This window comes from Streptomyces sp. NPDC002867, assembly GCF_053591895.1.
In genome coordinates this window covers 21,160-44,820 of sequence record NZ_JBSFUR010000009.1, presented here as the reverse complement: position 1 = coordinate 44,820, position 23,661 = coordinate 21,160, and the positions used below count along the sequence as shown (strand labels likewise).

The following is a 23,661-nucleotide window of genomic DNA, read 5'->3' as shown; positions in this document are numbered from 1 at the left end:
GCGGCGGGGGACTGGCCTCCCCCGCCGCCTGACGCTCCGTACCGCCACCGGACGCGCGCTCCGGATAGGCGACGTCCGATCGGTGGCGCCGGGTCAGTCCGGGCAGCCGCACGACTCCCGGTACGTGATCTCGGGCGCCAGCCGGACGGAGCGGTAGCTGTTGGTGTCGTCCTCCAGGCGGCCGAGCAGGAGCTGCATGGCTGTGCTGCCGATTTCGTACGCGGGCTGCGTGATGGTGCTGATCCGAGGCCGGAACAGGTCCGCGTTCGGAAAGCCGTCGAAGGCGGCGAACGCGAAGTCGCGCGGGGTGTGCAGATCCAGCGCCCGTGCCGCCTGGAGCACGCCGACGGCGGATTCGGTGCTCACCGCCACCACGGCCGTCGGACGGTCCGGCTCCTGGAAGAGCCCGGTCATGCTGTGCCGGGTGTCGGGCGCGAGACCGCTGCCCATGAGGATCAGCGAGTCGTCGGCCTCGATGCCCGCCTCCTCGAGGGCGTCCAGGTAGCCCTGCCGCCGCTCGGCGATGGTCGGGACCGAGGCGTCGCCGGCCGCCAGCGCGATGCGCCGGTGACCGTGCTCGACGAGGTGCAGGACCACGTCGCGCATGGGGGCGGTGTTCTCGACGCCCACCTGGTCGGCGCGCAGGCCCCCCAGCCGGTCCATGAGGACCAAAGGGGTGCCCCGCTGCTGGATGTCCGCCATCTCCTTGCGGTGTGAACGGCCGACCGGGGCGATGATCAGGCCGTCCACCCGGCGCTCGGTCAGCACCTCCAGCGCACGGCGCTCGCGCGCGGGGTCCTCGCCCGAGTTCGCGAGCAGCAGCGTGAGGCCGGCGGCAGTCGCCTCGTGTTCGACGCCCCGGACCATTTCGGCGAAGGCGGGCTGGGTCACGTCCGACACGACGAGGCCGATCGAGTCGGTCCGTGCCCGGCGCATGGCCCGGGCCACGCTGTCGCGCCGGTATCCCGTGGCCCGGATCGCCGCCTCGACGCGCGCTCGGGTGTCCTCCCGGACGGGGCGCGTCGCGTTGAGGACGTGAGACACGGTGGACGTGGAGACGCCCGCCATCTGCGCGACGTCGACGATCGTTGCCACTCGCCCATCTCCGCCTTACGTAATCGAAACGTTTACGCAAAAGATGGCATGCCTCGACAGCGCCGTCAACGGGCGCGAGGGCCGTTGATCAGCGCCCGACGGCATCCCGCGCGGTGCGGTGAGCCGTATCCCCGCAGTACGGAAATCCCGTTGGTACACAGTCTTGACACGCGAATCCGGCCGAGTATCTTTCATCGAAACGTTTGCCCCGCCCGGCGAGCCTCGCTCACAAGAGCCCCGCGCCGGCCGTCACCAAGCCATCTCCAGCAGCCGATCCGGGCCGCTCATCTCGGTGCAGTCAGCAGACCCCGCCTCAGAAGATGTCAGTGAAAGGTGCAGCACTATGTCAACGATGACACGCGAGACCGACAGATCTCGCTCCCCGCGGATACGTCGGCTCGCAAGCGGTGTCACGGCGACGGCCCTGACGGCCGCGATGGTGACGGCATGCGGCTCGGACTCCGGTGGCGCCTCCGCCGACGGGGCGATCACCCTGGCGATGCACAACCCGAACATCCAGCAGCAGGACCCCGCGACGTACGAACTCGTCCAGGCGTTCAACACGAAGAACCCGACGATGAAGGTCAAGCTCGTCGGCCGGCCGATGGAGCAGCACCAGCAGCAGATGACGATCGCGGCGCAGAGCGACACCCTGCCCGAGGTCTTCTGGGTCTACAACGCGCTGGCGAAGAACATGGCGAAGAACGGCGACCTGCTCGATCTGCAGCCGGTCCTCGCCGAGAAGAAGCTGGACGCCAAGTTCGCCCCCCATATGCTCTCGGGCTTCAAGCAGGGGAACGTCCAGTACGGCGTCCCCTACCAGGCGCTGGTCACCGGCTTCTACTACAACAAGGCCATCCTGGACGAGCACGGCATCGCCGTCCCCAAGACCCACGACGACCTGCTCGCCGCGGTGAAGAAGCTGAAGGCCAAGGGCGTCGTGCCGATCGCCCAGGGCGCGAACAACTCCTCGTTCAGCGTATGGGCCTTCCTCACGATGCTCGACCGCTTCGGCTACGAGGACAAGTACCAGGCGATCCTCGACAAGAAGCAGAGCTACGACAACCCCGACTTCCTGCGCCTGTACGAGCACATCGAAGACCTGGCCAAGGCCGGCGCCTTTCCTCCGAACATGACGACGCAGACCTACACCCAGGCCGTCGCCTCGTTCACCTCCGGACAGGCCGCCTTCCTCGACTCCGGGGTGTGGGACGCCGCGAAGATCCAGGAGAGCCCCGTCGGCAAGAACGTCGGCTTCTGGGCAGGTCCCACCTTCTCCGACGGCGTCGGCGACCAGAACCTGGTGATGAACGCCCCCTCGGCGCCGCTCGTCGCCAGCGCCGAGGTCAAGAAGGACCCGAAGAAGTACGCGGCCGTCAAGAAGTTCCTCCAGTTCTACTACAGCGACGAGGGCCAGCAGATCCTGGTCGAGAATGCGCAGCCGCCCGTCACCACCTACGTGCCGATCGTGGACAAGGCCAAGTCCTCCGTGTTCTGGGCCGTGCTCGAGGAGGCCGCCCGGCAGGACCTGTCGAGCCCCAAGGCACAGCCGGACCTGGTCGTCTCGGCCGAGACCGCCAACGCCATGTACGACAGCCTCTACGGCGTGATGTCCGGTGCGATGAGTCCGAAGGACGCCGTGCAGCTCGTTCAGCGGACCCTCACGTAGCCGACGCACAAGGCAGCCGACGGCGAACGCCGTCCGGAGACGACCGGGGCCGCCCACCCTGGTCCGAATGGCAAGGACAGCATGAACTGGCTCACCACACGCCGGACTTTCACCCTCATGATCGCGCCGGCGTTGCTCCTCTACACCGTGTACATGGTCTACCCGATCCTGTACTCGGTCTATTACAGCTTCACCAGCTACGACGGCGTCTCACCGGCGACGTTCTCCGGACTCGACAACTACCGCGAGATGGCGCAGGACACGGTGTTCCGGACCTCGGTCCAGAACACCGGGATCATCCTCGGCGTCGCGGTGACGCTCCTGGTCCCCCTGGCGTTCCTCCTGGCGGTCCTGCTCAGCGGCGACGTCAAGGGAAGCGCGATCCTCAGGCCACTCGTCTTCGCGCCGGCGATCGTGGCACCGATTCTCGTCGGGCTGATCTGGATCTTCATCCTCGACCCCGAGATCGGCCTGGTCAACGCGGTACTGCAGGCGGTCGGCACAGCCGTCCAGCCGCAGTGGATCGGAGGGAGCACCCTCAGCCCCTACTCCGTCGCGTTCGTCTATCTGTGGCAGCAGATCGGCTTCATCGTCACCATCCTCTACGCCGCCATCCGCATGCTGCCGCGTGACGTGATGGAGGCCAGCACCCTCGACGGGGCGACGCGCTTCCAGCAACTCCGGTACATCACGGTGCCGATGCTGCGGGAGTCGTTCGGAATCTGCACGGCCCTCGTCGTGACCGGCGTCTTCAAGATCTTCGAGCTGGTCTACGCCCTGACCGGCGGCGGCCCGGTCCATCTGTCCGAGGTCATGGTGAGCTACATGTACCACGTCACCTTCACCACACTGCAGTACAGCTACGGCATGGCGCTGGCAGTCGTGGTGTTCGTCATCGGCGTCGTCGCCGCCGTCGCCACTCTGTTCGGTCTCAAGAGGAGGGCTGCGGCGTGAAGACGACGAGCACCCCACGCACCGCAACGACGAGCACCCGGCGCACCGCGTCTCACGCCAAGTCCCTGCCCGCCAAGTCCCTGCCGGGCCGGCGCCCGCGCCGCGGCCGCGTCATCGCCTCGGCCCTCGCCTATCTGATCACCTTCGTGATCCTGCTGCCGCTGCTCTGGATCATGCTCCTGTCGTTCCAGACCAACGAGAACATCCTGGCGCACCCGTTCTCCCTGTCGGATCTCAGCCTCGCCAACTACCGACAGGCCCTCGAAACGCTCGACCTGATGATCATGTACAAGAACACGCTGATCCTGGCGGTGTTCTCCGTGACCATCGGCCTGGTCATCTCCTACATGGCCGCCTTCGCCCTGACGCGGATGGTCTTCCGCAGCGGACGACGCGGCGTCCAGAACGCGACGAGGTACTACCTCCTGGCCGGCCTGGCCGTACCCGTATACATTCTGCTCTTCCCGGTGTACCGGCTCGACATCGCGCTGGGTCTGTTCGGTACGCATGCCGCGCTGATCCTGCCGTACATCGCCGTCTCGATCCCCTTCAACATCCTTCTCCTCACCGGGTTCCTTCGCGAGTTCCCCGAGGAGATCGAGCAGGCGGCGGTCATCGACGGGGTGGGGCTGTGGTCGATGGCGTGGAAGGTCGTGTTCCCGCTGATGCGCCCGGTCGTCGCCACCCTCGCCATCCTCAACGTCATCTACGTGTGGAACGAGTTCCCCTTCGCGGTGACGTTGATCAACAAGCCGGAGCTGACGACGATCTCGCTCGGGATCTCCCAGTTCCAGGGCGTCTACAGCGTCAACTACGGCGCGATGATGGCGTCCGCGACCCTCGTGCTCGTCCCTCAGCTGATCATCTACGCGGTCTTCCAGCGTCAGGTCATCGCGGGCATGACCGCCGGCGCGATCCGCTGAGCCGTCGAAAGGAGCCGATCCGCACGACCGTGTGCTCCGTCCGGTGCGGGCGTCGGTGCCCGCACCGGGACACACGGACACCCCGATCCTTCGTCCAGGAGCCGCCATGCATCAGGAAAAGCCGCGGATCTCACGTCGCAGTGTGCTCGCAGGGCTCACGGGAGCTCTGACAGCGGCGGTGTCCCTCAACACCGCGCAGCGCAGCACCGCTCGGGCCGCAACGGCACAGCCCACCGCACCGCCTCCCCCGCACCCGTCGTACCACTCCATCGTCGGCCTTCTCTGAGCACTCCGCACACACAGCACCCGCACCAGACCGTTCAGAAAGGACGGACATGGCAGACACCGTGTACGACGTCACGACGTGGGCCGGGGCGACAGTCTCCCCGTACGTCGACATCGGCGCCGTGATCAACCAGATCATCGCCGACATCAAGTCGAAGCAGACGACGCAGACCACCAGACCCGGCGCGGTCATCTATATCCCGCCCGGCCACTACGACCTCCTGACGCGGGTGGTCGTCGATGTCAGCTTCCTGCAGATCAAGGGGGCCGGCCACGGATTCCTGTCCGAGGCCATCCGTGACGAGTCGCAGACCGGGTCCTGGGTCGAGACGCTTCCGGGCGCCAGTCACATCCGGGTCAAGAACAACGACGGTCACAACGAAGCGTTCCTGGTCAGCCGAACCGGGGCCCCCGCCACGGTCGGGCGGCTGAACAGCATCGTCTTCCAGGACTTCTGTCTCGACGGGGTGACCGCCGGCAAGCCCTATCTTCCGGGCAACGGCAAGACCGGCATCTCGTTCCAGTCCGACAACGACGCGGTCCGCATCGAGGGCATGGGCTTCGTGTACCTCGCGCACGCCCTCGTCATCAAGGGCGCGGACGCTCCCAACATCACCAACAACTTCATCGCGGAGTGCGGCTCCTCCATCGAACTGACAGGAGCGTCACAGGTCGCCAAGATCACCAACAACTTCCTGATCAGCGCCTGGGCCGGCTACTCCATCTTCGCGGAGAACGCCGAGGGGCTTCACATTTCCGGCAACACCATCCTGTGGGCCTGCAACATCACACTGTCCAGGGGGAACCGCGCCTCCATCACCGGCAACAAGCTGCTCAGCAACTTCCCCAGCCAGATCGCCCTGCTGGACAACAGCTCCGAGAACCTGATCTCCGCCAACCATTTCCGACGGGTCTACGGAGACGGCACCAGCACCCGCTTCGACGACAAGTTCGGCATGGTGCACATCGCCGGAAACAAGAACACCGTGACGGGCAATCAGTTCTCCTTCGATGTCCCGTCGCAGAACATCACGCCCGCGGGCCAGGCCCCGACCATCGTGCTGGTCAAGAGCGGCGACAACAACTACCTGGCGTCGAACCACATCACCAGCAACGTGGCGGCCAAGGTCGTCCTCGACGCGAGCACCACGGCCACGAGGGTGCTCCACAGCGCCACCACCGCGCAGCTCGATGCCTTCACGACCAACCATTTCATGGTGGCAACTCCGAGCTAGCGGAACCGCGGCTGCCCGGCCGTCGCATGACGGCCGGGCAGGCGCAACGGGTCCGAAGAGGCGTTCAGGAGCACTCCTGGGCGCCTCGCGGCTCGTCACTCGATGAAGACGTTGACGTCCTGGAATTCGCCGGTGCCGTTGAAGGTGTTGATGCCGAGGCGGCCCGAGGTGTACGTGGAGTCTCCGGGCCGGAAGGATCCTGCCTGACGTATCGTCAGGCGCTCGGTCGGTCCCATGCCTTGACGCCGCCGACGAGCCGCCGCTATACCTGTGCCGAGCCAGTCGCATGCCGGCGTGTCGACTGCGACGGTGTCCCGGGTCCTGGCCGGACGGGACTTCGTGAGGGCGGAGTTGGCCGAGCGGGTGCGGGCGAGCGCCGCGGAACTCGGTTATCGTCCGAACAAGGCGGCACGTGCCCTGCGAACCCAACGGGCCGACGCCATCGGCCTGCTGATCTCGGATGTGGAGAACCCGTTCTTCGCGTCGGTGGCACGGGCCGTGGAGGCCGTCGCCGCCGACCGGGGCTACGCGGTGCTGCTCTGCAACACTACGGAGCGACTCGAGCAGGAAGATCTCTACCTCGACCTGATGATTGCCGAAAGTGTGGCAGGTGTGATCATCGCGCCTTCCACCGAGGACCCGGCATCACTCGAGAAGCTGGTCGACACGAGCACCCCGACGGTGACCGTGGACCGGCGAGTGTCGGGGGATCTGTTCGACTCGGTGTCGATCGACCACCGAGCCGGAGCCCGCGCTCTCGTCGACCACCTCCTGGATCACGGCCATCGGCACATCGCGGCAGTCGTCGGCACCACCACGGCGACCCCCACCCGGGAGCGGCTGGCCGGCTGCCGGGAGGCGCTGGAGGGCCGCTCGGGTGTGCGTCTGACGGTTTGTGAGGGCAAACCGCAGGACGCGATCGGGGTGGCGCGGACTCTCGACCTGGGCCGGCGTGTGGTCGCCGAGTTGCTGGACATGGACGGCGACGAACGGCCCACGGCGTTGTTCTGCGGAAACAACCTCCTGACGGAGGGAGTTGTGCGTGCCCTGCGCGAGCGGGACGTGCGCGTCCCGCAGGACATGGCACTGGTGGGCTTCGACGACCTCCCCCTGTTCGACCTTCTGGAACCTCCGCTCACCGTCGCCGCGCAGCCGATCGAGCAGATCGGGCGGACCGCGGCGGACCTGCTCTTCGCACGTATCGCCGAGCCCGACCGGGCGCTCTCCAGGATCCTTGCCGAGCCCCGGCTGCGCATTCGCCGCTCGTGCGGCTCGCACCCCTGAGCCGTGCATCCGTCGAAGTGATCGCCTTGCGGTGACGGCCGGGCGGGCTCTGCCCGGCGGTCGGCCGCGGATCGCCGGCCGGTAGGCACCGCCTTCTCTCTGTCTCGCCGCGTTCCCGCACAGCACTCGTACGGCATTTCCCTGTGCCGTCGGCACAGCAGCGCTCCTCGGTCCGCCGAAGTGGGGAACCACGCCGCGGCGCGGTCGATCCGCGCACGCCTCCGCCTCCTTGGTCTCGAACAACCGGGCCGTCTGCAATGTCGCGGCGACGCGTGTACTGCTGTCATCGACCACGACCGCCACCAAAGTGCTGGACAGCGCGACGGCGTCCGAATTTCGGGCGGATACACAGAATCACACATTCCGCGCCACCCCGTAGCGCGGAGTCCGGAAGTCCCGGATTCCGGCGGTCGACGCATAGGGGAGGTAAAGGGAATCCTCCCTCGCCTCCCCGGTTCCCCGTTCCCCATCGTTCCGAAATCTCAGCAATGTCGTTCAACTCGAACTGGAGCACGTCATGAACAAGTGGAGTCCTGCACCCGGTGCCGCGGGGCTGCCGCGCCGGAACGTACTGAAGCTCGGAGGCCTGGCCGGGCTCGGTCTGCTGACAGCGACCGGCTGCGGCGCCGGCGGCACGGCGGACGATTCGTCGGGCGGCTCGGGCTCACTGCGCGTGCTGTGCGAAGCCGGTGGCAAGCAGGAACTGCTGAAGATCGCCGAGCTGTTCAAGAAGAAGACCGGCACCTCGGTGACGTTCGTCGAGCTCCCCTACGACGGACTGTTCAACCGGCTGCTCGGCGAATTCAGTTCGGGAGCCGTGAGCTTCGACGTCGCGGCCCTCGACGCGATCTGGCTTCCCGCATTCGCAGAAGGCGTTCTGCGTCCTCTCGACGACCTGTTCACCGAGGCCGTGAAGAAGGACCTGTTTCCTTCCCTCGTCCAGGGAGCGCAGGTGAAGGGAAGGTATCTCGGCATGCCGGCCTGGACCAACTCCGAGATCCTGTTCTACCGGAAGGATCTGTTCGAGGACTCCAAGGAGCAGGCCGCCTTCGAGAAGAAGTACGGCTATCCGCTCTCCCCGCCCACGAATTGGGACCAGTTCACCGACGCGGCGGAATTCTTCACACGCGACACCAAGGGAAAGAACGCCCTGTACGGCACGGACGTGAAGGGCGCGGTCGAAACCGAATGGCTCGCCCACGTCCTGCAGGCGGGATCGCCCGGGGCGGTCCTCGACGACCAGGGCAAGGTGATCATCGACAACCGGCAGCACCTGGACGCCCTCCGCTTCTGCAGCGACCTCAGCACCAAGGCCAAGGTCGCTCCCCCCGGTGCCAAGCAGCTCGACTGGGGCGGCGCACAGAACCTGTTCAACCCGGGCAGGACGGCGATGATGCGGTTCTGGGCGCATGCCTTCCCGCTGGTTCCGGGGGACTCGCCGGTCCACGGGAAGGTGGGGGCGGCGCCCATGATCGCCGGTGCGGCGGGCATCGCGGGCGTACCGGGGCCGTGGTACCTGTCCGTGCCTCAGGCCACCAAGAAGGCCGACCTGGCGACGGAGTTCGTCCAGTTCTGCTACGACAACAACGCGCTCGGCATCCAGTCCTCGCTCGGACTCGCCGCCCGCGTCTCGGCGTTCGAGGAGTACCAGGACAAGCCCGGTCACGAGCACTTCAAGCCGCTGGTGCAGACCCTGTCCTCGCCCGCCACCCGCTCGCGCCCGGCGACGCCGAAGTGGCAGCAGATCGTCGACACGGTGCTCATCCCCACGATCCAGAAGTCGCTGACCCCCGGAGCCGACTACGAGGCGCTGCTGAAGGGAGCCCGCTCCGATGTCGAGCGTCTCGTCGGCTAGCCGCGAGCGTGGCCGGACCGGCCTCCCCCGGTCCGGCCACGCCCCCGGCGATCCCGGTCGTCCCAGGTCCCGGGCCGTGCGGCTCACCGACCGCGGATTCGCCCTTCTGCTCATGGCGCCGGCCGGTGTCTTCCTCGCGGCGTTCGTCCTCTGGCCGCTGGTGAGCCTGGTCGTCGACAGCTTCTACGACATCTCCCCGATGGCCGGTGAGCGCCGCTTCACCGGAGTGGACAACTACCGCGAGGCCTTCGGATCCTCCGAGTTCATCGGCGCCTCGGTGCGCACCGTGCTCTACACGCTCCTCGTCGTCGGCGCCGAGTTCGTGCTCGGCCTGGCGGCGGCCCTCCTGTTCCATGCCCTCGGCCGGCGCTCCCGGGTCCTGCGCACGGTGTTCCTCTACCCGCTCATGATCGCGCCGGTCGTCGCCGGTCTGCTGTGGCGGTTCCTGATGATCGACAACTTCGGCATCGTGAACGAGCTGCTCACCGGGTTCGGCGTCATCGACGATCCTGATGCCATCGGCTGGCTCAGCGATCCCGACATCGTCCTGTTCTCGGTCGCCCTTCCCGACATCTGGCTGACCACATCGTTCATGGCGCTCGTCCTCTTCGCCGGCCTGCAGAACCTTCCCGGCGACGTCCTCGAAGCGGCCCGTCTCGACGGGGCGAACCCGGTGCAGATGCTTTTGCGGATCATCCTGCCGCTCCTGCGCCCGGTGATCACCGTGGCCCTCGTCGTCCGGGGAATCGACGCGGCCCGCGCCTTCGACGTCATCCTCATCCAGACCAACGGCGGGCCCGAGAACGCGTCGCAGACGCTGAGCCTGCTGATCTACCGAGGCGATCTCGGTTCCTCCGACGCTCGTGCCGAACACGTGGAGCTGGGAGAACTACGCGAACGCCTTCTCCGAGTCCGGCGTTCTCGCCTCGTTCGTCAACAGCATCAGCACCGCAACCATCAGCACGGTGCTCTCCCTGGTCCTCGCGGTTCCGGCTGCGTACGCCGTCACGCGGTTCAGGACCCCGAGTGGGCGGGTCTTCATCCTCGCCGCCCTGGTGACGAGGATGGTGCCGCCGGTCGCCGTCGGCGTGCCGCTCGTCGGCATGATGAAGACGCTCCATCTGACCGACACTCCCTTCGGGCTGGCGCTGGCTCACACCACCGTGTCGCTGCCGCTGTCGATCTGGCTCATGACGAGTTTCCTCGAAGCCGTTCCCGGCGAACTGGAGGAGGCCGCCAAGGTCGACGGCTGCAACCGGCTCGAAGCGATGCTGCGCGTGGTCGTGCCCGTGGTCTCCGGCGGCCTGGCCGTCACCGCGATCTTCGCCTTCCTGGCCTCGTGGAACGAGTTCCTGTTCGCGCTCCTCCTCACCGGGGTCACGGCGCAGACCACTCCGCTGGTCATCGCCGAGTTCCAGACGCAGTTCGGACTGCAGTGGGGGTCGATGACGGCTCTGGCGACGGTCTACTCGATTCCGGTCGTGCTGCTCACGCTTCTCCTCCAGCGCCGCATCGTCGCGGGGCTCACGCTGGGTGCGGTCAAGAGCTGAGCGAGGTCACCCGCGGTGGGTCGCAGCGATGCCCCCGCCCCTGCGCGCAGGTCGGGGCGGGGGCGCTCGGCCTGCTCACGGCGGGCGAGGGCACGGTTCACATTCACCACTGGGTGATGAGCGGCGTGTCCGGTTCGTGCTGCCGCCAGGCTTCGGTGAGGCGGGCGAGGCGGGTGGGGGCGGCGATGCCGCGCACGGTTGCGATCCTGCCGTTGGTGATGTCGAACGTCACGGCGCCGAGGACCCGGTCGCCGAGCACGAAGAGAAGGGCGGGGGCGCCGTTGACGAGCGCGTAGTGGACGGCGAGCGTGCCGCCGACAAGTCGCCGTTTCGCGGGTGTGGGTTTGAAGCCGGCCCGTGCGACGGTGGCGATGCGCTGCGGAGTGTCGTACTGCAGCAGCGTCTTGGTCAGGCCGGCGCCGTCGGAGATCGCGGTCGCGTCGTCGGTGAGCAGCGCCACCAGCCGTTCGGTGCGGCCCGAGGAGGCAGCGGCGAGGAATTCCTCGACGATCCTGCGGGCGGATTCCGGGTCGACTTCGCCGCCGCCGCGGCGGCCCGCGGCGGTGATGCGGCGCCGGGCACGGTGGAGGTGCTGCTGGCTTGCGGACTCGGTGATGTCGAGGATCTCGGCGATCTCGGCATGGCTGTAGGAGAACGCTTCGCGCAGGACGTAGACGGCCCGCTCGAGGGGTGACAGGCGCTCCATGAGAGTCAGCACGGCCAGGGAGACCGATTCGCGCTGCTCGAACGTGTCGGCCGGGCCGAGCATCGGGTCGCCGTCGAGGAGCGGTTCGGGCAGCCAGGCGCCGACGGTGCGTTCGCGGCGGGCTTGTGCCGAGCGGAGCCGGTCGAGGCACAGGTTGGTGACGACCTTGGTCAGCCAGGCTTCCGGCACCTTGATCCGCTGCCGGTCGGCGGCCTGCCAGTGCAGGAACGCATCCTGCACGGCGTCTTCGGCGTCGGCGGCGGAGCCCAGCAGCCGGTACGCCAGCGAGGCCAGCCGGTTCCGGCCGGCCTCGAACCGACTGGTGTCGAAGCGATCAGTGGCAGTCATGTCCACGCGGACCACCCTAGGCGGCAACGCGGTTCTCGGTGGACGCATCCGGCGCGGCGGCCAGGCGGCGCTTGCGCTGGGGCAGGCCGAAGGTCGGGTGCGAGATGGCCCACAGCGAGATCTTGAGGATGCCTGCCTTGATCCGCGCGGCCTTCCGGCCGCCCACGTACTTCGGCTTTGCCTGCGCTTCGTCGTCGACCATCTGCAGGATCCCGTCCTGCCGCCCGAGGCTGATGTGGTTGCCCAGGTAGGCCAGCTTGATGTTCGCGATCTCACGGCCGGTCAGGCGCCCCACGATCGCCTCCGTGGCCTGCCGGCCGGTGTCGCCGGCCGATGCGCAGGACATCGGCAGCGGCAGGCCGTTGTCGCCGATGGCGTAGGCGCTGTCGCCGGCGGCGTAGACGTTCGGGTGCGAGACGGACCGCATGGTGCGATCGACGACGATCCGACCGTTGTCGGTGACCTCCAGCCCACCGGCGGCGGCGATGGGGTCGACCGCGAACCCGGCCGTCCACACGGTTGCGTCGGACGCCAGGGCAGTGCCGTCGGCGCACAGCACCCGCGTCGCTTCGACGGCTTCGACGCTGGTGTGCTCCAGGACGGTGATGCCCAGCCGGTCGCAGGCCTGGCGCAGGTGGCTGCGGGCTCCGGCGGAGAGCCGGGCGCCCAGCTCGCCGCGGGCGACCAGCGACACCGACAGGCCGGGCCGGGATTCGGCGATCTCGGTGGCGGTCTCGATGCCGGTCAACCCGTCGCCGACGACCAGCACACTCCCGCCTTCGCCCCGCCTGCCCAGGCTGTCCAGGCGCTCGCGCAGGCGCAGCGCCGAGGGCCGGCCGGTGACGTCGAAGGCGTGCTCGGCCACGCCGGGGACGCCGCTGTCGGCGACGTGGCTGCCGAGCGCGTAGAAAAGCGTGTCGTAGCCGAGTTCGCCGCCACCGTCGGCGTCGGCCACGGCGACGACCTGGCGCTCGGGGTCGACGGCGGTGACACGAGCCAGGCGCAGCCGTATCCCCGTGCCCGCGAAGACGTCGGCGAGCTTCCGAGCCTCGATCTCCTGGCCGGCCGCGAGCTGATGCAGCCGCAGCCGCTCGATGAAGTCCGGCCCAGCGTTGACCACGGTGATCTCGGTGTCCGCCGGGGACAGCCGGCGGGCCAGGTTCCCGGCCGCGTAGGCCCCGGCATAGCCGGCGCCGAGGACGACGATGCGGTGCTTCATCTGTTGCTCCTGTCGGTTCGCTTGCTCCCGGTGAGTCGTGAGTTGAGCGGAACAGCGCCCCGATTGCTGACAGGAACGGCATGTGGCATGGGTCACAGAGCGGCAGGAGCGTCGCCCGGCGCTGCTCGCGACGCCGAGGCGGCGTTCTTCGAGTGCGGCGTACCACGGAGCCCTCCACGACCCGAGCGGCCTCGTGTCGCGGCGCTTCTGACGGCCCGTGAGGAGCACGGCGACCACGAGCGCGTCGCTGTGATTTCGCCGAGCATCGACCCAGGCTCTCCGGCGGTCCGACCGGAGGACCGGGCCGCCCGCGCCGGAGCGTGACGTACCGCCGCACGGTGACCGCTCAGAGCACGGGCCCGCAACAATCCGGGGAAGGGGTGAACATCGACGGCGGATGGCCCGTACACCATCACGAACCGGCCGGCAGAGGGCCGACCGTGGAGAGGGAGCCAACATGACCGGATCGCAGGGGACCGCACGGACCGTGGCGCGTCGTACCGTCGTCGCCGCGGCGGGCGGCGCCGGTCTCGCCGTCGCCCTGACCGCCTGCGGCGGTTCGGACGACTCGGCCGGGTCGGTGTCCGACAAGCCCGCCGACCAGAGCGGCGGGGCGACGGGCAGCACGGGCGGCACGGGCGGAGGCTCGGTCGTCGCACGGACCACCGAGATCCCGGAGGGCGGCGGCAAGGTCGTCGGGGACGTGGTGATCACACAGCCCCGGGCGGGCGAGTTCAAGGCGTTCTCGTCCAAGTGCACGCATCAGGGCTGCGCGGTCAAGGACGTGGCGGACGGGGTCATCACATGCCCCTGCCACAACAGCGCGTTCGACGCGTCGGACGGCAGCGTCAAGGCGGGTCCCGCGACCGCGCCGCTGCCCCCGGCGGAAATCACCGTGGAAGGCGACTCCATCAAGCTCGCGTGACTCGGCCGGTTCCGGCGCACGGGGTCAGGCGCCGGAACCGCCTCGGGGGTCACGCGTGGGAGGCGGCCGCCGCCGGGTCAGGGGTGTGCGCGACATCAGGCGCGCAGGGCCCGCGCGGCCGCTTCCAGCAACCCAGCACGGTGTCGGTGGTCGCGATCGTCGCCACCAGGGACAGCGTGTTGCGGATCATCGCGGGGGTGTACTCGGCCGGCACCCCCGCGATGGCGTCCGCCACCACGGCGACGGTGTAGCCGAGGTTGACGGCGTCGAAGACGGCGGCCGGGACGGCGATGTTGGCCGAGACGCCGGTGACGACCAGGGTGCGGCAGCCGAGGTTGCGCAGCACCGGATCGACCCCGGTGCCCGCCACAGGAGACAGGCCGTGCAGCCTGCGGACGACGATGTCCTCGTCCGCCACGGTGATCGGCGACGCGACGCGGACCGCGGCCGAGCCGCAGTGCTGCTGCACCGGGAGCCGGGCCGCGGACCGGAACAGCCGGGCGTTGCCGTTCGCTCCGCGTCCGTCGGGCCGCCGCTCCGCGACGGCGTGCATCACCTGAACGTCCGCCTCGTGCGCCGCGTCCACCAGGCGCGCGATGTTGTGGAGCACGCCCGAGGAGCGGGCCTGTGCGGCGAGTTCGGGCAGTGCGCTCCCGGCTCCGACGACGCCCTCCTGGCACTCGACGGTGAGCAGCACGGTGGTGGCGGGATCCAGCTGCTCGGCGAGCTCTTCCCTGGACGCCATGGCGTGTCCCTTCCTCGCTGTGCCGGGGCGCGCGAGAGTAGCCGCCATTGCGCGAGGGAGGAAGCGGCGCCATGATTTCTGACACACCGTCAGCACATGGGAGGGGTACGCCGATGGCCGTCACCCAGCGCCGCGGCCGGCGCATCATGATGACCCCCGAGGAGCTGGACGCCTTCCTCGCCGAGCGGCGCACCTGCCGGGTGGCCACCGTCTCGGCCGACGGCCGCCCGCACGTGAGCGCCCTGTGGTTCGCCTGGGACGGCACGTCCCTGTGGCTGTACTCGCTGACCCGCAGCCGCCGCTGGGCCGACCTGCGCCGCGACCCGCGCATCGCCGTGGTGGTCGACGACGGCGAGGAGTACGGGGAGCTCAGGGGCGTCGAGCTCGCGGGCACCGCCGTGTTCGTCGGCGAGGCCCCGCGAACGGGCGCGGACTGCCCCGAACTGGCGGCGCCCGAGGCCCTGTTCGCCCGCAAGAACTTCGGCCTGGAGGCGATGCCGCACGACGGCCGGCACGCCTGGCTGCGGCTGACGCCCGACGCGATCGCCTCCTGGGACTTCAGGAAACTGTCAGCCCTCTGACCCCGCGGCCGTGCGCAGCGCGTCGACGGCCGCCCTGATGGACGGCCTGCGGTCGGCGTCGGTGCGCCACACCGCGTACACATGGCGGCGCATCCGCTGCCGTACGGGGACGAGCGCGACGCCCTCGGGCACGGGTCCCCGGCCGAGCCGGGGGGCGACGCACACACCGAGACCGGCCGCGATGAGCGCCAGCTGGGTGTGGTGTTCGCCCGCGAGGTGCGCGATCCGGGGCTCGAACCCCTTGGCGCGCAGGGTGAACACCAGCCAGTCGTGGCAGAACTCCCCCTCGGGCCAGGAGACCCACTCGTCGTCCGCGAACTCCTCCAGGTCCACCTCGTCGCGGTCTGCGAGGGGATGGCCGGCCGGCATGGCGACATCGGGCACGTCGTCGAGCAGCCGGGCCTGGCTGAGGCCGCCGGGCACGGGCAGGCGCTTGTTGCTCCAGTCGAGGACCACCGCGAGATCGAGGTCGCCGCGGATGACCGCCCGGATGCCCAGTTCGGGCTCCAGCTCGCGAGTCTGCACCCGCAGGTCGGGGTGGTCGCCGCGGAGCGCGGCGACGGCGACGGGGAACAGGCCTCGGGCAGCGGTGGGGAAGGCGCCGAGCCGCACCTCCCCCACGACCTGTCCGCGCTGCGCCTCGATGTCGGACTGCGCCAGCTCCACCTGGGACAGGATGCGCGCGGCATGGTCGGCGAGGAGTCGGCCGGCGTCGGTCAGGCGCACCCCGCGCCCGTTCTTGGCGAGCAGTTGCTGACCGACCTCCCGCTCCAGCTTCGCCATCTGCTGGGAGACGGCCGAGGTCGTCACATGCAGTCCGTCGGCGGCGCCGCTCACGGAACCGTGCCGGGCGAGGGCGTCGAGGGTGCGCAGGCGCTCCAGGTTCAACATGTAAGTGATACTAAGCGAACAGGTCCAATTTTTCTCGCTTGTCCTAAGATATCGAACCCGGGATCGTTGAGTACATGACCACCGCTGCCCCGGCGCCGGCCTCGTCCGGCCGTACCCGCCCGTCCCTTCCCTCCGCTGTATCCCGCCCCCACGCCGTCGACTGGCGCATCCGGTTCGCGGTGCTCTCGGCGGTCTGGGGCTTCAGCTTCCTTCTGATCAAGGTCGGCACGGGGGCGTACGCGCCGTTCCAGGTCACCTTCGGCCGGCTCTTCTTCGGCACCGCCGTCCTGGCCGCTGCCATGGCGTTCCGGCGGGAGCGGCTGCCGCACGGGCTGCGCACCTGGGGCCATCTCGCGGTCGCGGCGTTCCTGCTCAACGCGCTGCCCTTCTCCCTCTTCGCCTACTCCGAGTTGACGATCCCCTCGACGCTCGCAGGCATCTGCAACGCCACGTCGCCGCTGTGGGGCATGGCGCTGTCCCTGGTCGCGCTGTCCGAGGACCGGCCGACCCGGCGGCGGGTGGCGGGACTGGGCATCGGGTTCCTCGGTGTGCTGACGGTCCTCGGCGCCTGGCAGGGCTTCTCGGGCCTCGACGTCCGCGGCACGGCGATGGCGCTGCTCGCCTCCCTCAGCTACCCGGTCGGCTGGATCTACGTGCGCCGTACGCTCGCGGGGTCGAGCCACTCCCATCTGTCGCTCACCGGCGCTCAGCTCGGGCTCGCCACCATCCAACTGGGCGTTGTCACGCCGCTGTTCACCAGCGTGCCGGCCTCGTTCCCCCTCGCGCCCCTGCTCGCCGTCGTCGCGCTCGGCGCGCTGGGGACGGGACTGGCGCTGCTGATGCAGTACGGGCTGGTCGCCGAAGTCGGTCCGACGACGGCGCAGATGGTCACGTATTTCATCCCGGTCATCGCCACCGCGGCGGGTGTGACACTGCTGGGCGAACAGCTCGCCTGGAACACGCCCGTCGGCGCGCTGATCGTGCTGGCGGGGGCAGCACTCACGCAGAGCCGCGCCAGGAGCGCGCGTACCCCCACGGCTCCGGACCCGGCGCCGGGCCCGGCCGGTGTCGCACCGGAAGCGGCCTCGCCCGCCGTCACCCCGGCTCGCGCCGCTCAGCCGTAACTGCGCGTCGGCACCGGGCCGATCGCCGCGGCCACCGCCGCGGCGATCGGCTCGATGTCCGCCTGCGTGAGGGCGGAGACCGTGATGCGCACGCCCGGCGCCGCGGACATCCGGAACCGGGCCCCGGGGGCCACGGCCCACCCGGCGTGCAGCAGCCGCGTCACCGCGCCGGTCTCGTCCGGCACGGGCACCCACACGTTCATCCCACTGCGCCCGTACGCCGGGACACCACGGCGCGCCAGCGCCCCGATGAGCGCATCCCGCCGTTCGCCGTACGCGCGGGCCACGGCCCTGGCGTCGACCGCCCCCGACGCCCACAGGTGGGCGACCGCGCGTTGCAGCAGCGTGCTGACCCAGCCCGGGCCGAGCCCCAGGCGCCCCAGCACCCGGTCGACGGTGACGGTGTCACCGGTGAGGACCGCGACGCGCAGATCCGGCCCGTACGCCTTGGCCGCCGAGCGCACGAAGGCCCAGTGCGCGGTGGCACCGGCGAGGGGGTGGAGCGGCTGGTCGACGATGGCGTACCCGTGGTCGTCCTCGACGACGAGGGCGTGCGGGAACCGGCCGAGGACGGACCGCAGTTCGGCTGCCCTCGCGGCCGTCAGGACCGCGCCGGTGGGATTCTGCGCCCGGTCGGTGACGACGACGGCGCGGGCCCCGGCCGCGAGGGCCCGTTCGACGTCGGCGGGGAGCGGCCCGTCGTCGTCCAGGCCGACCGGCAGTGCCTTGAGTCCGAGGGCGGTGACCAGGTCGAGCAGACTCCCCCACCCCGGATCCTCGACCGCCACCGCGTCTCCGGCCCTCAGATGGGCGGCCAGCACGCGCTCGATGGCGTCCAGCGCGCCGGAGGTGGCGGCGAGCGGCCCGGGGGGAACACCGTCGGCGTCGAGGGAGGCCCTGGCGAGGCGCGCGAACTCGGCGTCGAGCGGCCCCTGGCCGTAGAGCGTCGGGTACTTCGCGTGGTGACGGGCGGCGGCGGCCAGCGCCTCGTCGAGCGGCGGCAGGAGGGCGGTGTCGGGATTGCCCGCGGCGAGGTCGCGCACGCCGGGCGGCGCCTCGACGCGGATGGCGTTGCGGGGCGTGCTTGCGGGGCGCGGGCGCACTCGGCTCCCCCGGCGGCCGGCGGTCTCGATGACGCCGCGCTCGCGCAGGGTGCGGTAGGCGGCGGCGACGGTATTGGGATTGACCCCGAGGTCGGTCGCCAACTCCCGCATGGGAGGCAGCAGTTGCCCCGGTTCGAGGTCGCCCGAGCCCACCGCGCGCTCGACGCTCGCGGCAATCTCCGATGCACGCCGGCCCGTGATCCGATACTCTCCTAGCACAAAACTGATTATGCACTAGTGCAATGGAGTTCCGCAATGTCGCCCACCGCCCAGCCGGACACCGCCCCCGCGTACGAGCCGACCGGCCGCACGGTTCCCACGCGGGGCCGGGACCGGGCCTCGTACGACCGCGAGTTCGTCCACTCGATACTCGACAGCGCCTACGTCTGCCACCTCGGCTTCGTCCGGGACGGCGCGCCGGTCGTGCTCCCGACCCTGTACGCGCGCGTCGGCGAGACGCTGTACGTCCACGGTTCGACCGGTTCGCGGCCGCTGCGGATGGCGGGCCAGGAGGACCCGGGCCTGGACGTGTGCCTGACGGTCACCCACGTCGACGGCCTGGTGCTGGCGCGCTCGGCTTTCCACCACTCCCTCAACTACCGCTCGGCGGTGATCCACGGCAAGGCGTACCAGGTCACCGACGAGGACGAGAAGCGCATGGCCCTCGACGCCCTGGTCGACCACGCGGTCGCGGGCCGCTCCGCGGACTCACGGCCGGCGAACGCCAAGGAACTGGCGGCGACGGCCGTGATCCGTATCGACCTCGCCGAGGTGTCCGCCAAGTCCCGCACGGGCGGCCCGAACGACGAGCCCGAGGACATGGCGCTCCCGCACTGGGCCGGTGTCGTCCCGGTGGCTCCGGTGTACGGCGCCCCTGTCCCGTCCGCGGACCTCGCGGAGTCGGTGGCCCTGCCGGACTACCTGGCCGCGCTCGGCTGACACGCACCGGTGCGGCGACCGCGGGCGGGGCCGCGCCGTCCCCGCCCCCGTCTCTCACACCGTGGCCATCGCCCGCCTGCGGACGGCGGCGACGCATGCCTCGGCCACCGCGAGCCCGGCCACGGCGGTCAGCAGGAGCAGTGTGCCGACGACGGTCGCCACCGTCAGGTGCTCGCCGAGCAGCGTCACCGCGATGACGGCCGCACTGACCGGCTCCAGCAGCATGATCACGGAGACGGTGGCGGCGCGGACCACGGCCGCGCCCGCGAAGTACAGCGCGTACGCGAGCGCCGTGGGCACGGCCGCGACGTAGACGAGCAGCCACACCACCCGGACCGGGTCCGCGGTGTGCGGCAGCAGCCCCTCGGCGAACGCCATGGGCAGCAGGCCGACCGCGCCGATCGCGAACGCCCACGCCGTCGTCGACAGCGAGTCGCCGCCTCCGCCCTCCCGGCCCAACCATCGCGTCAGCAGGGTGATCGCCGCGTAGCCTGCGGCGGACAGCACGGCGAGCACGACGCCCACGGGCCGTACGGTGCCTCCCTCGCCGCCGAGCACCAGCACGCCGAGCCCGGTGAGCGCTCCGGCCACCGCGAGCGTGCCGCCGCGCCCGAGGCGCTCGCCCATGGTGAGCCGGGCGCCGACGGCGATGAGAACGGGTCCCGCGCCGAGCGTGACGACCGTGCCCACGGCGAGACCGGTCGCCTCGACGGCCGCGAAGTACGCGCTCTGGAAGAGGGTCAGCCCGACGCCGGTGCCGACGATACGCAGGTACTTGCGCCCGCGGGACTCGGCGACGGCGCAGGCCGCGGGAGCCGCCGCACGCCCGCGGGCGCGTACGGCCAGGACGCCGAGCAGCAGCAGAAGTCCGCCCGCACAGCGCCAGAAGGACAGCGAGAGGGGACCGAGGTCGCTCACCGCGAAGACGAGGGAGGCCGCCGCACCGGCGGTGCCCCAGGCGACGCCGGCGAAGACGAGATAGACGAGGCTCCGTCCGACGGGGACGCCGACAGGAGCTGCAGAGGAATTCGACACGTGACTTCTCCGTGTGGAGGACAGGGGATGAAGGTCGCTCGGCTCCGTCACGCGGGCAGCGGCGAACCGCTCGGGAACACCCCGAGCCCGGTCCTCGTCAGGAAACGGCCGCCCGCGCTAAGCGGCAGGCGGCGGAAGTACGGTCGAATGCATGATCGCCACATTACGGTCCGGGGTGTCCGGCGGACAACTCCCCGACGGCCCCGGCGCCGCGGACGGATTCCCGTCCGCCCTCGGCGACCGGTCCCGACGGCGCCTTGGGCGCCTGCGACTGGGCGATGAACGCGCCGATCAGCACCACGGCGCCGCCGGCGATCTGCGGTGCGGACAGGTGCTCACCGAGCAGCACCCAGGCGAGCACGGTCGCGATGACCGCCTCGAGGCAGGCCACGACACCGGCCACCTGCGGGGAGAGCATGCGCACCGAGACGACGCCGGTGACGTACGCGAGCACGGTCGCGATCAGTACGATCCAGCCGAGCAGCAGCGCCGCGGGCACCTGGGTGCCGCTCATACCGGCGCTGCCCGCCAGCAGTGACCAGTCCATGCCCCAGGGCCTGGCCACGAGAGTGAGGACGGCCGCGCCGATGAGGAGGCCGTACGCGATGACGCCGAGCGGGTCGGGTGCGTCGTCGCTGTCGCCGCCCTGGTCCGACAGGACGAAGTAGCCGACCTGGCAGCACGCGGCGCCGAGCGCGAGCAGCAGGCCGAGGACGTCGAAGCTCAGCCCGGCCCACACCTCGACGACGCAGGCGAGTCCCGTGGCCGCGAGGACGACGCCCACGACCGCGGCGCGGGTCACCGGACGCCGCTGCACGAAGCGGACCCAGCCGAGCACGAGGGCCGGCGCCAGGTACTCGATGAGGAGCGCGACACCGACGGGGATGCGGGAGATCGCCGCGAAGTAACAGGCCTGCACGCCCGCGACGGCCAGCAGGCCGAAGCCGGCGAGCAGCGCGGGCCTGCGCAGGACGAGGGCGCGATGACGCCAGGCCAGCGGCAGCATGACGAGGGCGGAGCCCGCCACCCGCAGCCACACCACATGGAGCGGGTCGAGCCCCGCCTCGATCAGCGGCTTGGCCGCGACCCCTGACCCACCGAACGCGAAGGCCGACCCGAGGGCGATGCCCAGGCCGGCGCTTCTTCCCGAAGACGTGCGCATCGGGCCATCATGTCAGCGCGCGTCAGTACCGTCACCCCCGTGACGCATGTCGAGACGCTGCCGCGATCCGCTCGCCGACCTGCGCCGTGTCGACACCCGCACGGCACAGGACGTCGACGGCACGGCACTCGGCATCGGTGACGACGCGGGCGAGCACGTCGATGCCCCGGGCCCGCAGATCGCCGCGCATCTGCGCCCGTGCCAGAGCGCCCGTCATGGCGGCGACGGCCGACGGAGACCAGCCGGGCACGGCGGCCGCCGCCCGCACCAGCGGGAGCACCCCGGAGCCCTCGACCGACCCCTGCCAGCGCAGTCCGTAGCCGATGCTGCGCTGCACGAGGTAGCCCAGGACGCGGGCGACCTGCGCCCCGTCGCCGACCGCCACCCGCACCTCGGCGTCCGACTCCAGCAGCGAGTGCAGCAGATGGGCCGTGTCGATCTGCCGGTCACCGTCGCGCAGCGCCCTCCGGCGGGCGCCCGCGACCACGGAGGCCAGTTCGACGGTGAGCGAGGCCTCGATCCCGGCATGGACGGGGGCGGGCTGCCGGGGCACCGGTGGCATGGGGTTCTGCACAGGTCCCACCTCATCAGGGGCCGACGGCCGCAGCGTCCCCGCGGGGGAGCATTTCCGCGTCCCACGCAGGTCGGGCGCACCTGGCCGGTTTCTCCTCCTCACGGATGAGATCACGACAACTCCCCCTCCGGGCGGCGCGCCGCCTTGTCCCGGCCGCTGCATCTGACGAGCCGTCAGTATTGAATGTTCGCGCGCCTGGAGCTACGTTCCGCGGCACCGTAACCCGACTGGAAGGGGTGGCCGCATGGCCGAGGTCAGCGCGGAGGCACGCATCGAGGCGCCGGCGGCGAAGGTCTGGGCCCAGCTGACGGACTTCACCTCGTACGGCCGCTGGAACGCCACGCACACCAGCTTCCCGAGGGGCGGCCCCGAGCCGCTGGAAAGGGGGGCCACGTTCGCGGAGAACATGAAGCTGATGGGCTTCCCCGCCGAGGTCACCTGGACCGTCGAGGAGTTGGAGACGGAACGGGTGCTCGCCATCAGGGGCAAGGGGCCGATGTCCGTCGACGTCGGCACCCGCTACGAACTCGTCCCGGACGGCTCGGCGACGACGGTGCGCATCGACGGCGAGTTCACGGGCGCGGCGGTCTCCCTCATGGCCGGCAAGCTCAAGGACTCGGCCACGGCGGCGCTCAACGAGTCGCTGCGCAAGCTGGGCGGACTGGTCACCTGAGCACGGGCGAGGGGCCCCGCGGTGCGGGACCCCTCGGCGCCGGCGGGCGGTTCAGTGCTCGTCGGCGAGGATCAGGTAGAGCTTCTTGCGGGCCTCGTTGATGACCGCCACGGCCTTCTGCCGCTGCTCGGTGCTGCCCGTCTTCCAGACCTGGCCGAATGCCTCCATCAGCCCGAAGCCGGCCTGGCGGACCTCGTTGACCGTGTCCCAGTCGACGCCGCGCCCGGCCTCCTCCCACGGGGCCTCGGGCCCTGTCTCGGCCTCGGCGCGACCGGAGTCCGTGAGCGTGAACAGTTTCTTGCCGCCCTCGCTCTCGGAGACGATCAGCCCCTCGTCCTCGAGCAGTTGGAGCGTCGGGTAGACCGAGCCGGGGCTGGGCTTCCAGGCCCCGCCGCTGCGCCCGCCGATCTCCTGGATCATCTCGTAGCCGTGCATCGGCCGGTCCTTGAGCAGGGCCAGGATCGAGGCGCGCACATCACCGCGCCGCGCCCTCCCCCGGCCGCCGCCGCGCCCGCGGCCGAAGGGTCCGCCGAACGGAGGCCCCCAGGGCCCGAACGCCGCGCGCCGGCCCTCCCGTTCACCCTGACCCTGATGGCCGGGCCCGCAGTGCCCACGACCTCGGCCGTGTTCGCCTTCCTGACCGTGTCCATGTGAACGCATCGCTACGCTCCTTCCATCGTTGACCTGTCGCGATGCGTCAACGATATATCGGAATCTGTCGCATGACAATACCCGGCAGGGCCAGCTCTCCCGGATTGGCCTTGGCCTGCGCCTTTACGCGGGCTC

The 23,661-nt window shown here is 70.3% G+C and carries 24 protein-coding genes and 1 pseudogene; 14 read left to right on the top strand and 11 right to left on the bottom strand.

Translation table 11 applies throughout. From position 1 onward, the window contains the following. Positions 1–93 precede the first annotated feature (93 nt). Positions 94–1,095, bottom strand: coding sequence for a LacI family DNA-binding transcriptional regulator (locus ACWD0A_RS11350; RefSeq protein WP_451296884.1), 1,002 nt, complete (start codon positions 1,093–1,095; stop codon positions 94–96). Between the two features lie 352 nt (positions 1,096–1,447). On the opposite strand from ACWD0A_RS11350, the gene ACWD0A_RS11345 reads away from it, so the two are divergent. The 4 genes from ACWD0A_RS11345 to ACWD0A_RS11330 all read left to right on the top strand — a co-directional run bounded on the left by ACWD0A_RS11345 (position 1,448) and on the right by ACWD0A_RS11330 (position 6,161). Continuing rightward, complete coding sequence (locus tag ACWD0A_RS11345; protein ID WP_451296882.1) at positions 1,448–2,764, top strand: ABC transporter substrate-binding protein; 1,317 nt, start codon at positions 1,448–1,450, stop codon at positions 2,762–2,764. Positions 2,765–2,845: 81 nt separating this feature from the next. Continuing rightward, positions 2,846–3,718, top strand: coding sequence for a carbohydrate ABC transporter permease (locus ACWD0A_RS11340; RefSeq protein ID WP_451296880.1), 873 nt, complete (start codon positions 2,846–2,848; stop codon positions 3,716–3,718). After that, positions 3,715–4,641 carry a carbohydrate ABC transporter permease gene (locus tag ACWD0A_RS11335; RefSeq protein ID WP_451296878.1) on the top strand — a complete coding sequence of 309 codons (927 nt, stop codon included), beginning with the start codon at positions 3,715–3,717 and terminating at the stop codon, positions 4,639–4,641. The genes ACWD0A_RS11340 and ACWD0A_RS11335 overlap by 4 nt, the downstream gene beginning before the upstream one ends. 335 nt (positions 4,642–4,976) lie before the next feature. Then, the gene (locus ACWD0A_RS11330) at positions 4,977–6,161 is read left to right on the top strand and encodes a NosD domain-containing protein (protein ID WP_451296876.1); all 1,185 of its coding nucleotides are present in this window, start codon (positions 4,977–4,979) and stop codon (positions 6,159–6,161) included. Between the two features lie 95 nt (positions 6,162–6,256). On the opposite strand, the gene ACWD0A_RS11325 is transcribed toward ACWD0A_RS11330, so the two are convergent. Next, on the bottom strand, positions 6,257–6,397 hold the full coding sequence (locus tag ACWD0A_RS11325) for a hypothetical protein (protein WP_451296874.1): 141 nt from the start codon (positions 6,395–6,397) through the stop codon (positions 6,257–6,259). A 58-nt stretch (positions 6,398–6,455) separates the two neighbouring features. Here ACWD0A_RS11325 and ACWD0A_RS11320 point away from each other — a divergent pair, with 58 nt between their 5' ends. The 5 genes and pseudogenes from ACWD0A_RS11320 to ACWD0A_RS11300 all read left to right on the top strand — a co-directional run bounded on the left by ACWD0A_RS11320 (position 6,456) and on the right by ACWD0A_RS11300 (position 10,850). Continuing rightward, positions 6,456–7,445: a LacI family DNA-binding transcriptional regulator gene (locus tag ACWD0A_RS11320; protein ID WP_451296872.1), complete on the top strand. Its 990-nt coding sequence runs from the start codon at positions 6,456–6,458 to the stop codon at positions 7,443–7,445. Between the two features lie 229 nt (positions 7,446–7,674). Continuing rightward, complete coding sequence (locus tag ACWD0A_RS11315) at positions 7,675–7,824, top strand: hypothetical protein (RefSeq protein ID WP_451296870.1); 150 nt, start codon at positions 7,675–7,677, stop codon at positions 7,822–7,824. A gap of 138 nt (positions 7,825–7,962) precedes the next feature. Continuing rightward, positions 7,963–9,300 carry an ABC transporter substrate-binding protein gene (locus ACWD0A_RS11310; protein WP_451296868.1) on the top strand — a complete coding sequence of 446 codons (1,338 nt, stop codon included), beginning with the start codon at positions 7,963–7,965 and terminating at the stop codon, positions 9,298–9,300. Next, a pseudogene (locus ACWD0A_RS11305) lies at positions 9,278–10,048 on the top strand (carbohydrate ABC transporter permease); the annotation flags it as partial. The gene ACWD0A_RS11310 and the pseudogene ACWD0A_RS11305, both read left to right, overlap by 23 nt. Before the next feature lie 115 nt (positions 10,049–10,163). Further along, complete coding sequence (locus ACWD0A_RS11300; RefSeq protein ID WP_451296866.1) at positions 10,164–10,850, top strand: carbohydrate ABC transporter permease; 687 nt, start codon at positions 10,164–10,166, stop codon at positions 10,848–10,850. A gap of 103 nt (positions 10,851–10,953) precedes the next feature. Here the strand turns inward: ACWD0A_RS11300 and ACWD0A_RS11295 are convergent, their stop codons facing one another. Next, on the bottom strand, positions 10,954–11,904 hold the full coding sequence (locus ACWD0A_RS11295) for a sigma-70 family RNA polymerase sigma factor (protein WP_451296864.1): 951 nt from the start codon (positions 11,902–11,904) through the stop codon (positions 10,954–10,956). A 16-nt stretch (positions 11,905–11,920) separates the two neighbouring features. After that, positions 11,921–13,123 carry an NAD(P)/FAD-dependent oxidoreductase gene (locus tag ACWD0A_RS11290; RefSeq protein ID WP_451296862.1) on the bottom strand — a complete coding sequence of 401 codons (1,203 nt, stop codon included), beginning with the start codon at positions 13,121–13,123 and terminating at the stop codon, positions 11,921–11,923. A gap of 457 nt (positions 13,124–13,580) precedes the next feature. Here ACWD0A_RS11290 and ACWD0A_RS11285 point away from each other — a divergent pair, with 457 nt between their 5' ends. Beyond that, on the top strand, positions 13,581–14,048 hold the full coding sequence (locus tag ACWD0A_RS11285; protein WP_451296860.1) for a Rieske (2Fe-2S) protein: 468 nt from the start codon (positions 13,581–13,583) through the stop codon (positions 14,046–14,048). 49 nt (positions 14,049–14,097) lie between these two features. On the opposite strand, the gene ACWD0A_RS11280 is transcribed toward ACWD0A_RS11285, so the two are convergent. Next, positions 14,098–14,793 carry a cysteine hydrolase family protein gene (locus tag ACWD0A_RS11280; protein ID WP_451296858.1) on the bottom strand — a complete coding sequence of 232 codons (696 nt, stop codon included), beginning with the start codon at positions 14,791–14,793 and terminating at the stop codon, positions 14,098–14,100. A 113-nt stretch (positions 14,794–14,906) separates the two neighbouring features. On the opposite strand from ACWD0A_RS11280, the gene ACWD0A_RS11275 reads away from it, so the two are divergent. Continuing rightward, entirely contained in the window at positions 14,907–15,374 is a 468-nt protein-coding gene (locus ACWD0A_RS11275; RefSeq protein ID WP_451296856.1) for a pyridoxamine 5'-phosphate oxidase family protein, read from the top strand. On the opposite strand, the gene ACWD0A_RS11270 is transcribed toward ACWD0A_RS11275, so the two are convergent. Continuing rightward, complete coding sequence (locus ACWD0A_RS11270; RefSeq protein ID WP_451296854.1) at positions 15,363–16,265, bottom strand: LysR family transcriptional regulator; 903 nt, start codon at positions 16,263–16,265, stop codon at positions 15,363–15,365. The two genes, ACWD0A_RS11275 and ACWD0A_RS11270, sit on opposite strands and share 12 nt — an antisense overlap. A gap of 74 nt (positions 16,266–16,339) precedes the next feature. Here ACWD0A_RS11270 and ACWD0A_RS11265 point away from each other — a divergent pair, with 74 nt between their 5' ends. Further along, positions 16,340–17,389, top strand: coding sequence for a DMT family transporter (locus tag ACWD0A_RS11265; protein ID WP_451296852.1), 1,050 nt, complete (start codon positions 16,340–16,342; stop codon positions 17,387–17,389). On the opposite strand, the gene ACWD0A_RS11260 is transcribed toward ACWD0A_RS11265, so the two are convergent. Continuing rightward, positions 17,380–18,711: an aminotransferase class I/II-fold pyridoxal phosphate-dependent enzyme gene (locus ACWD0A_RS11260; RefSeq protein WP_451296850.1), complete on the bottom strand. Its 1,332-nt coding sequence runs from the start codon at positions 18,709–18,711 to the stop codon at positions 17,380–17,382. The genes ACWD0A_RS11265 and ACWD0A_RS11260 overlap by 10 nt on opposite strands. 36 nt (positions 18,712–18,747) lie before the next feature. Between ACWD0A_RS11260 and ACWD0A_RS11255 the strand changes: the two genes are divergently transcribed. Next, the gene (locus ACWD0A_RS11255) at positions 18,748–19,431 is read left to right on the top strand and encodes a pyridoxamine 5'-phosphate oxidase family protein (RefSeq protein WP_451296848.1); all 684 of its coding nucleotides are present in this window, start codon (positions 18,748–18,750) and stop codon (positions 19,429–19,431) included. A gap of 54 nt (positions 19,432–19,485) precedes the next feature. Here ACWD0A_RS11255 and ACWD0A_RS11250 read toward each other — a convergent pair whose 3' ends face one another. From ACWD0A_RS11250 to ACWD0A_RS11240, 3 genes are all read right to left on the bottom strand, one after another. Further along, positions 19,486–20,466, bottom strand: coding sequence for a DMT family transporter (locus ACWD0A_RS11250; protein ID WP_451296846.1), 981 nt, complete (start codon positions 20,464–20,466; stop codon positions 19,486–19,488). Between the two features lie 163 nt (positions 20,467–20,629). Further along, a complete protein-coding gene (locus ACWD0A_RS11245; RefSeq protein WP_451296844.1) occupies positions 20,630–21,628 on the bottom strand; it encodes an EamA family transporter in 999 nt (332 codons plus the stop codon). Between the two features lie 31 nt (positions 21,629–21,659). Beyond that, positions 21,660–22,202 (bottom strand): peptidase, encoded by a 543-nt coding sequence (locus tag ACWD0A_RS11240; protein ID WP_451296842.1) that lies wholly within the window; start codon positions 22,200–22,202, stop codon positions 21,660–21,662. A gap of 244 nt (positions 22,203–22,446) precedes the next feature. Between ACWD0A_RS11240 and ACWD0A_RS11235 the strand changes: the two genes are divergently transcribed. Continuing rightward, entirely contained in the window at positions 22,447–22,875 is a 429-nt protein-coding gene (locus ACWD0A_RS11235) for a type II toxin-antitoxin system Rv0910 family toxin (protein ID WP_451296840.1), read from the top strand. Positions 22,876–22,926: 51 nt separating this feature from the next. On the opposite strand, the gene ACWD0A_RS11230 is transcribed toward ACWD0A_RS11235, so the two are convergent. After that, the gene (locus tag ACWD0A_RS11230) at positions 22,927–23,535 is read right to left on the bottom strand and encodes a PadR family transcriptional regulator (RefSeq protein WP_451296838.1); all 609 of its coding nucleotides are present in this window, start codon (positions 23,533–23,535) and stop codon (positions 22,927–22,929) included. Positions 23,536–23,661: the final 126 nt, after the last annotated feature.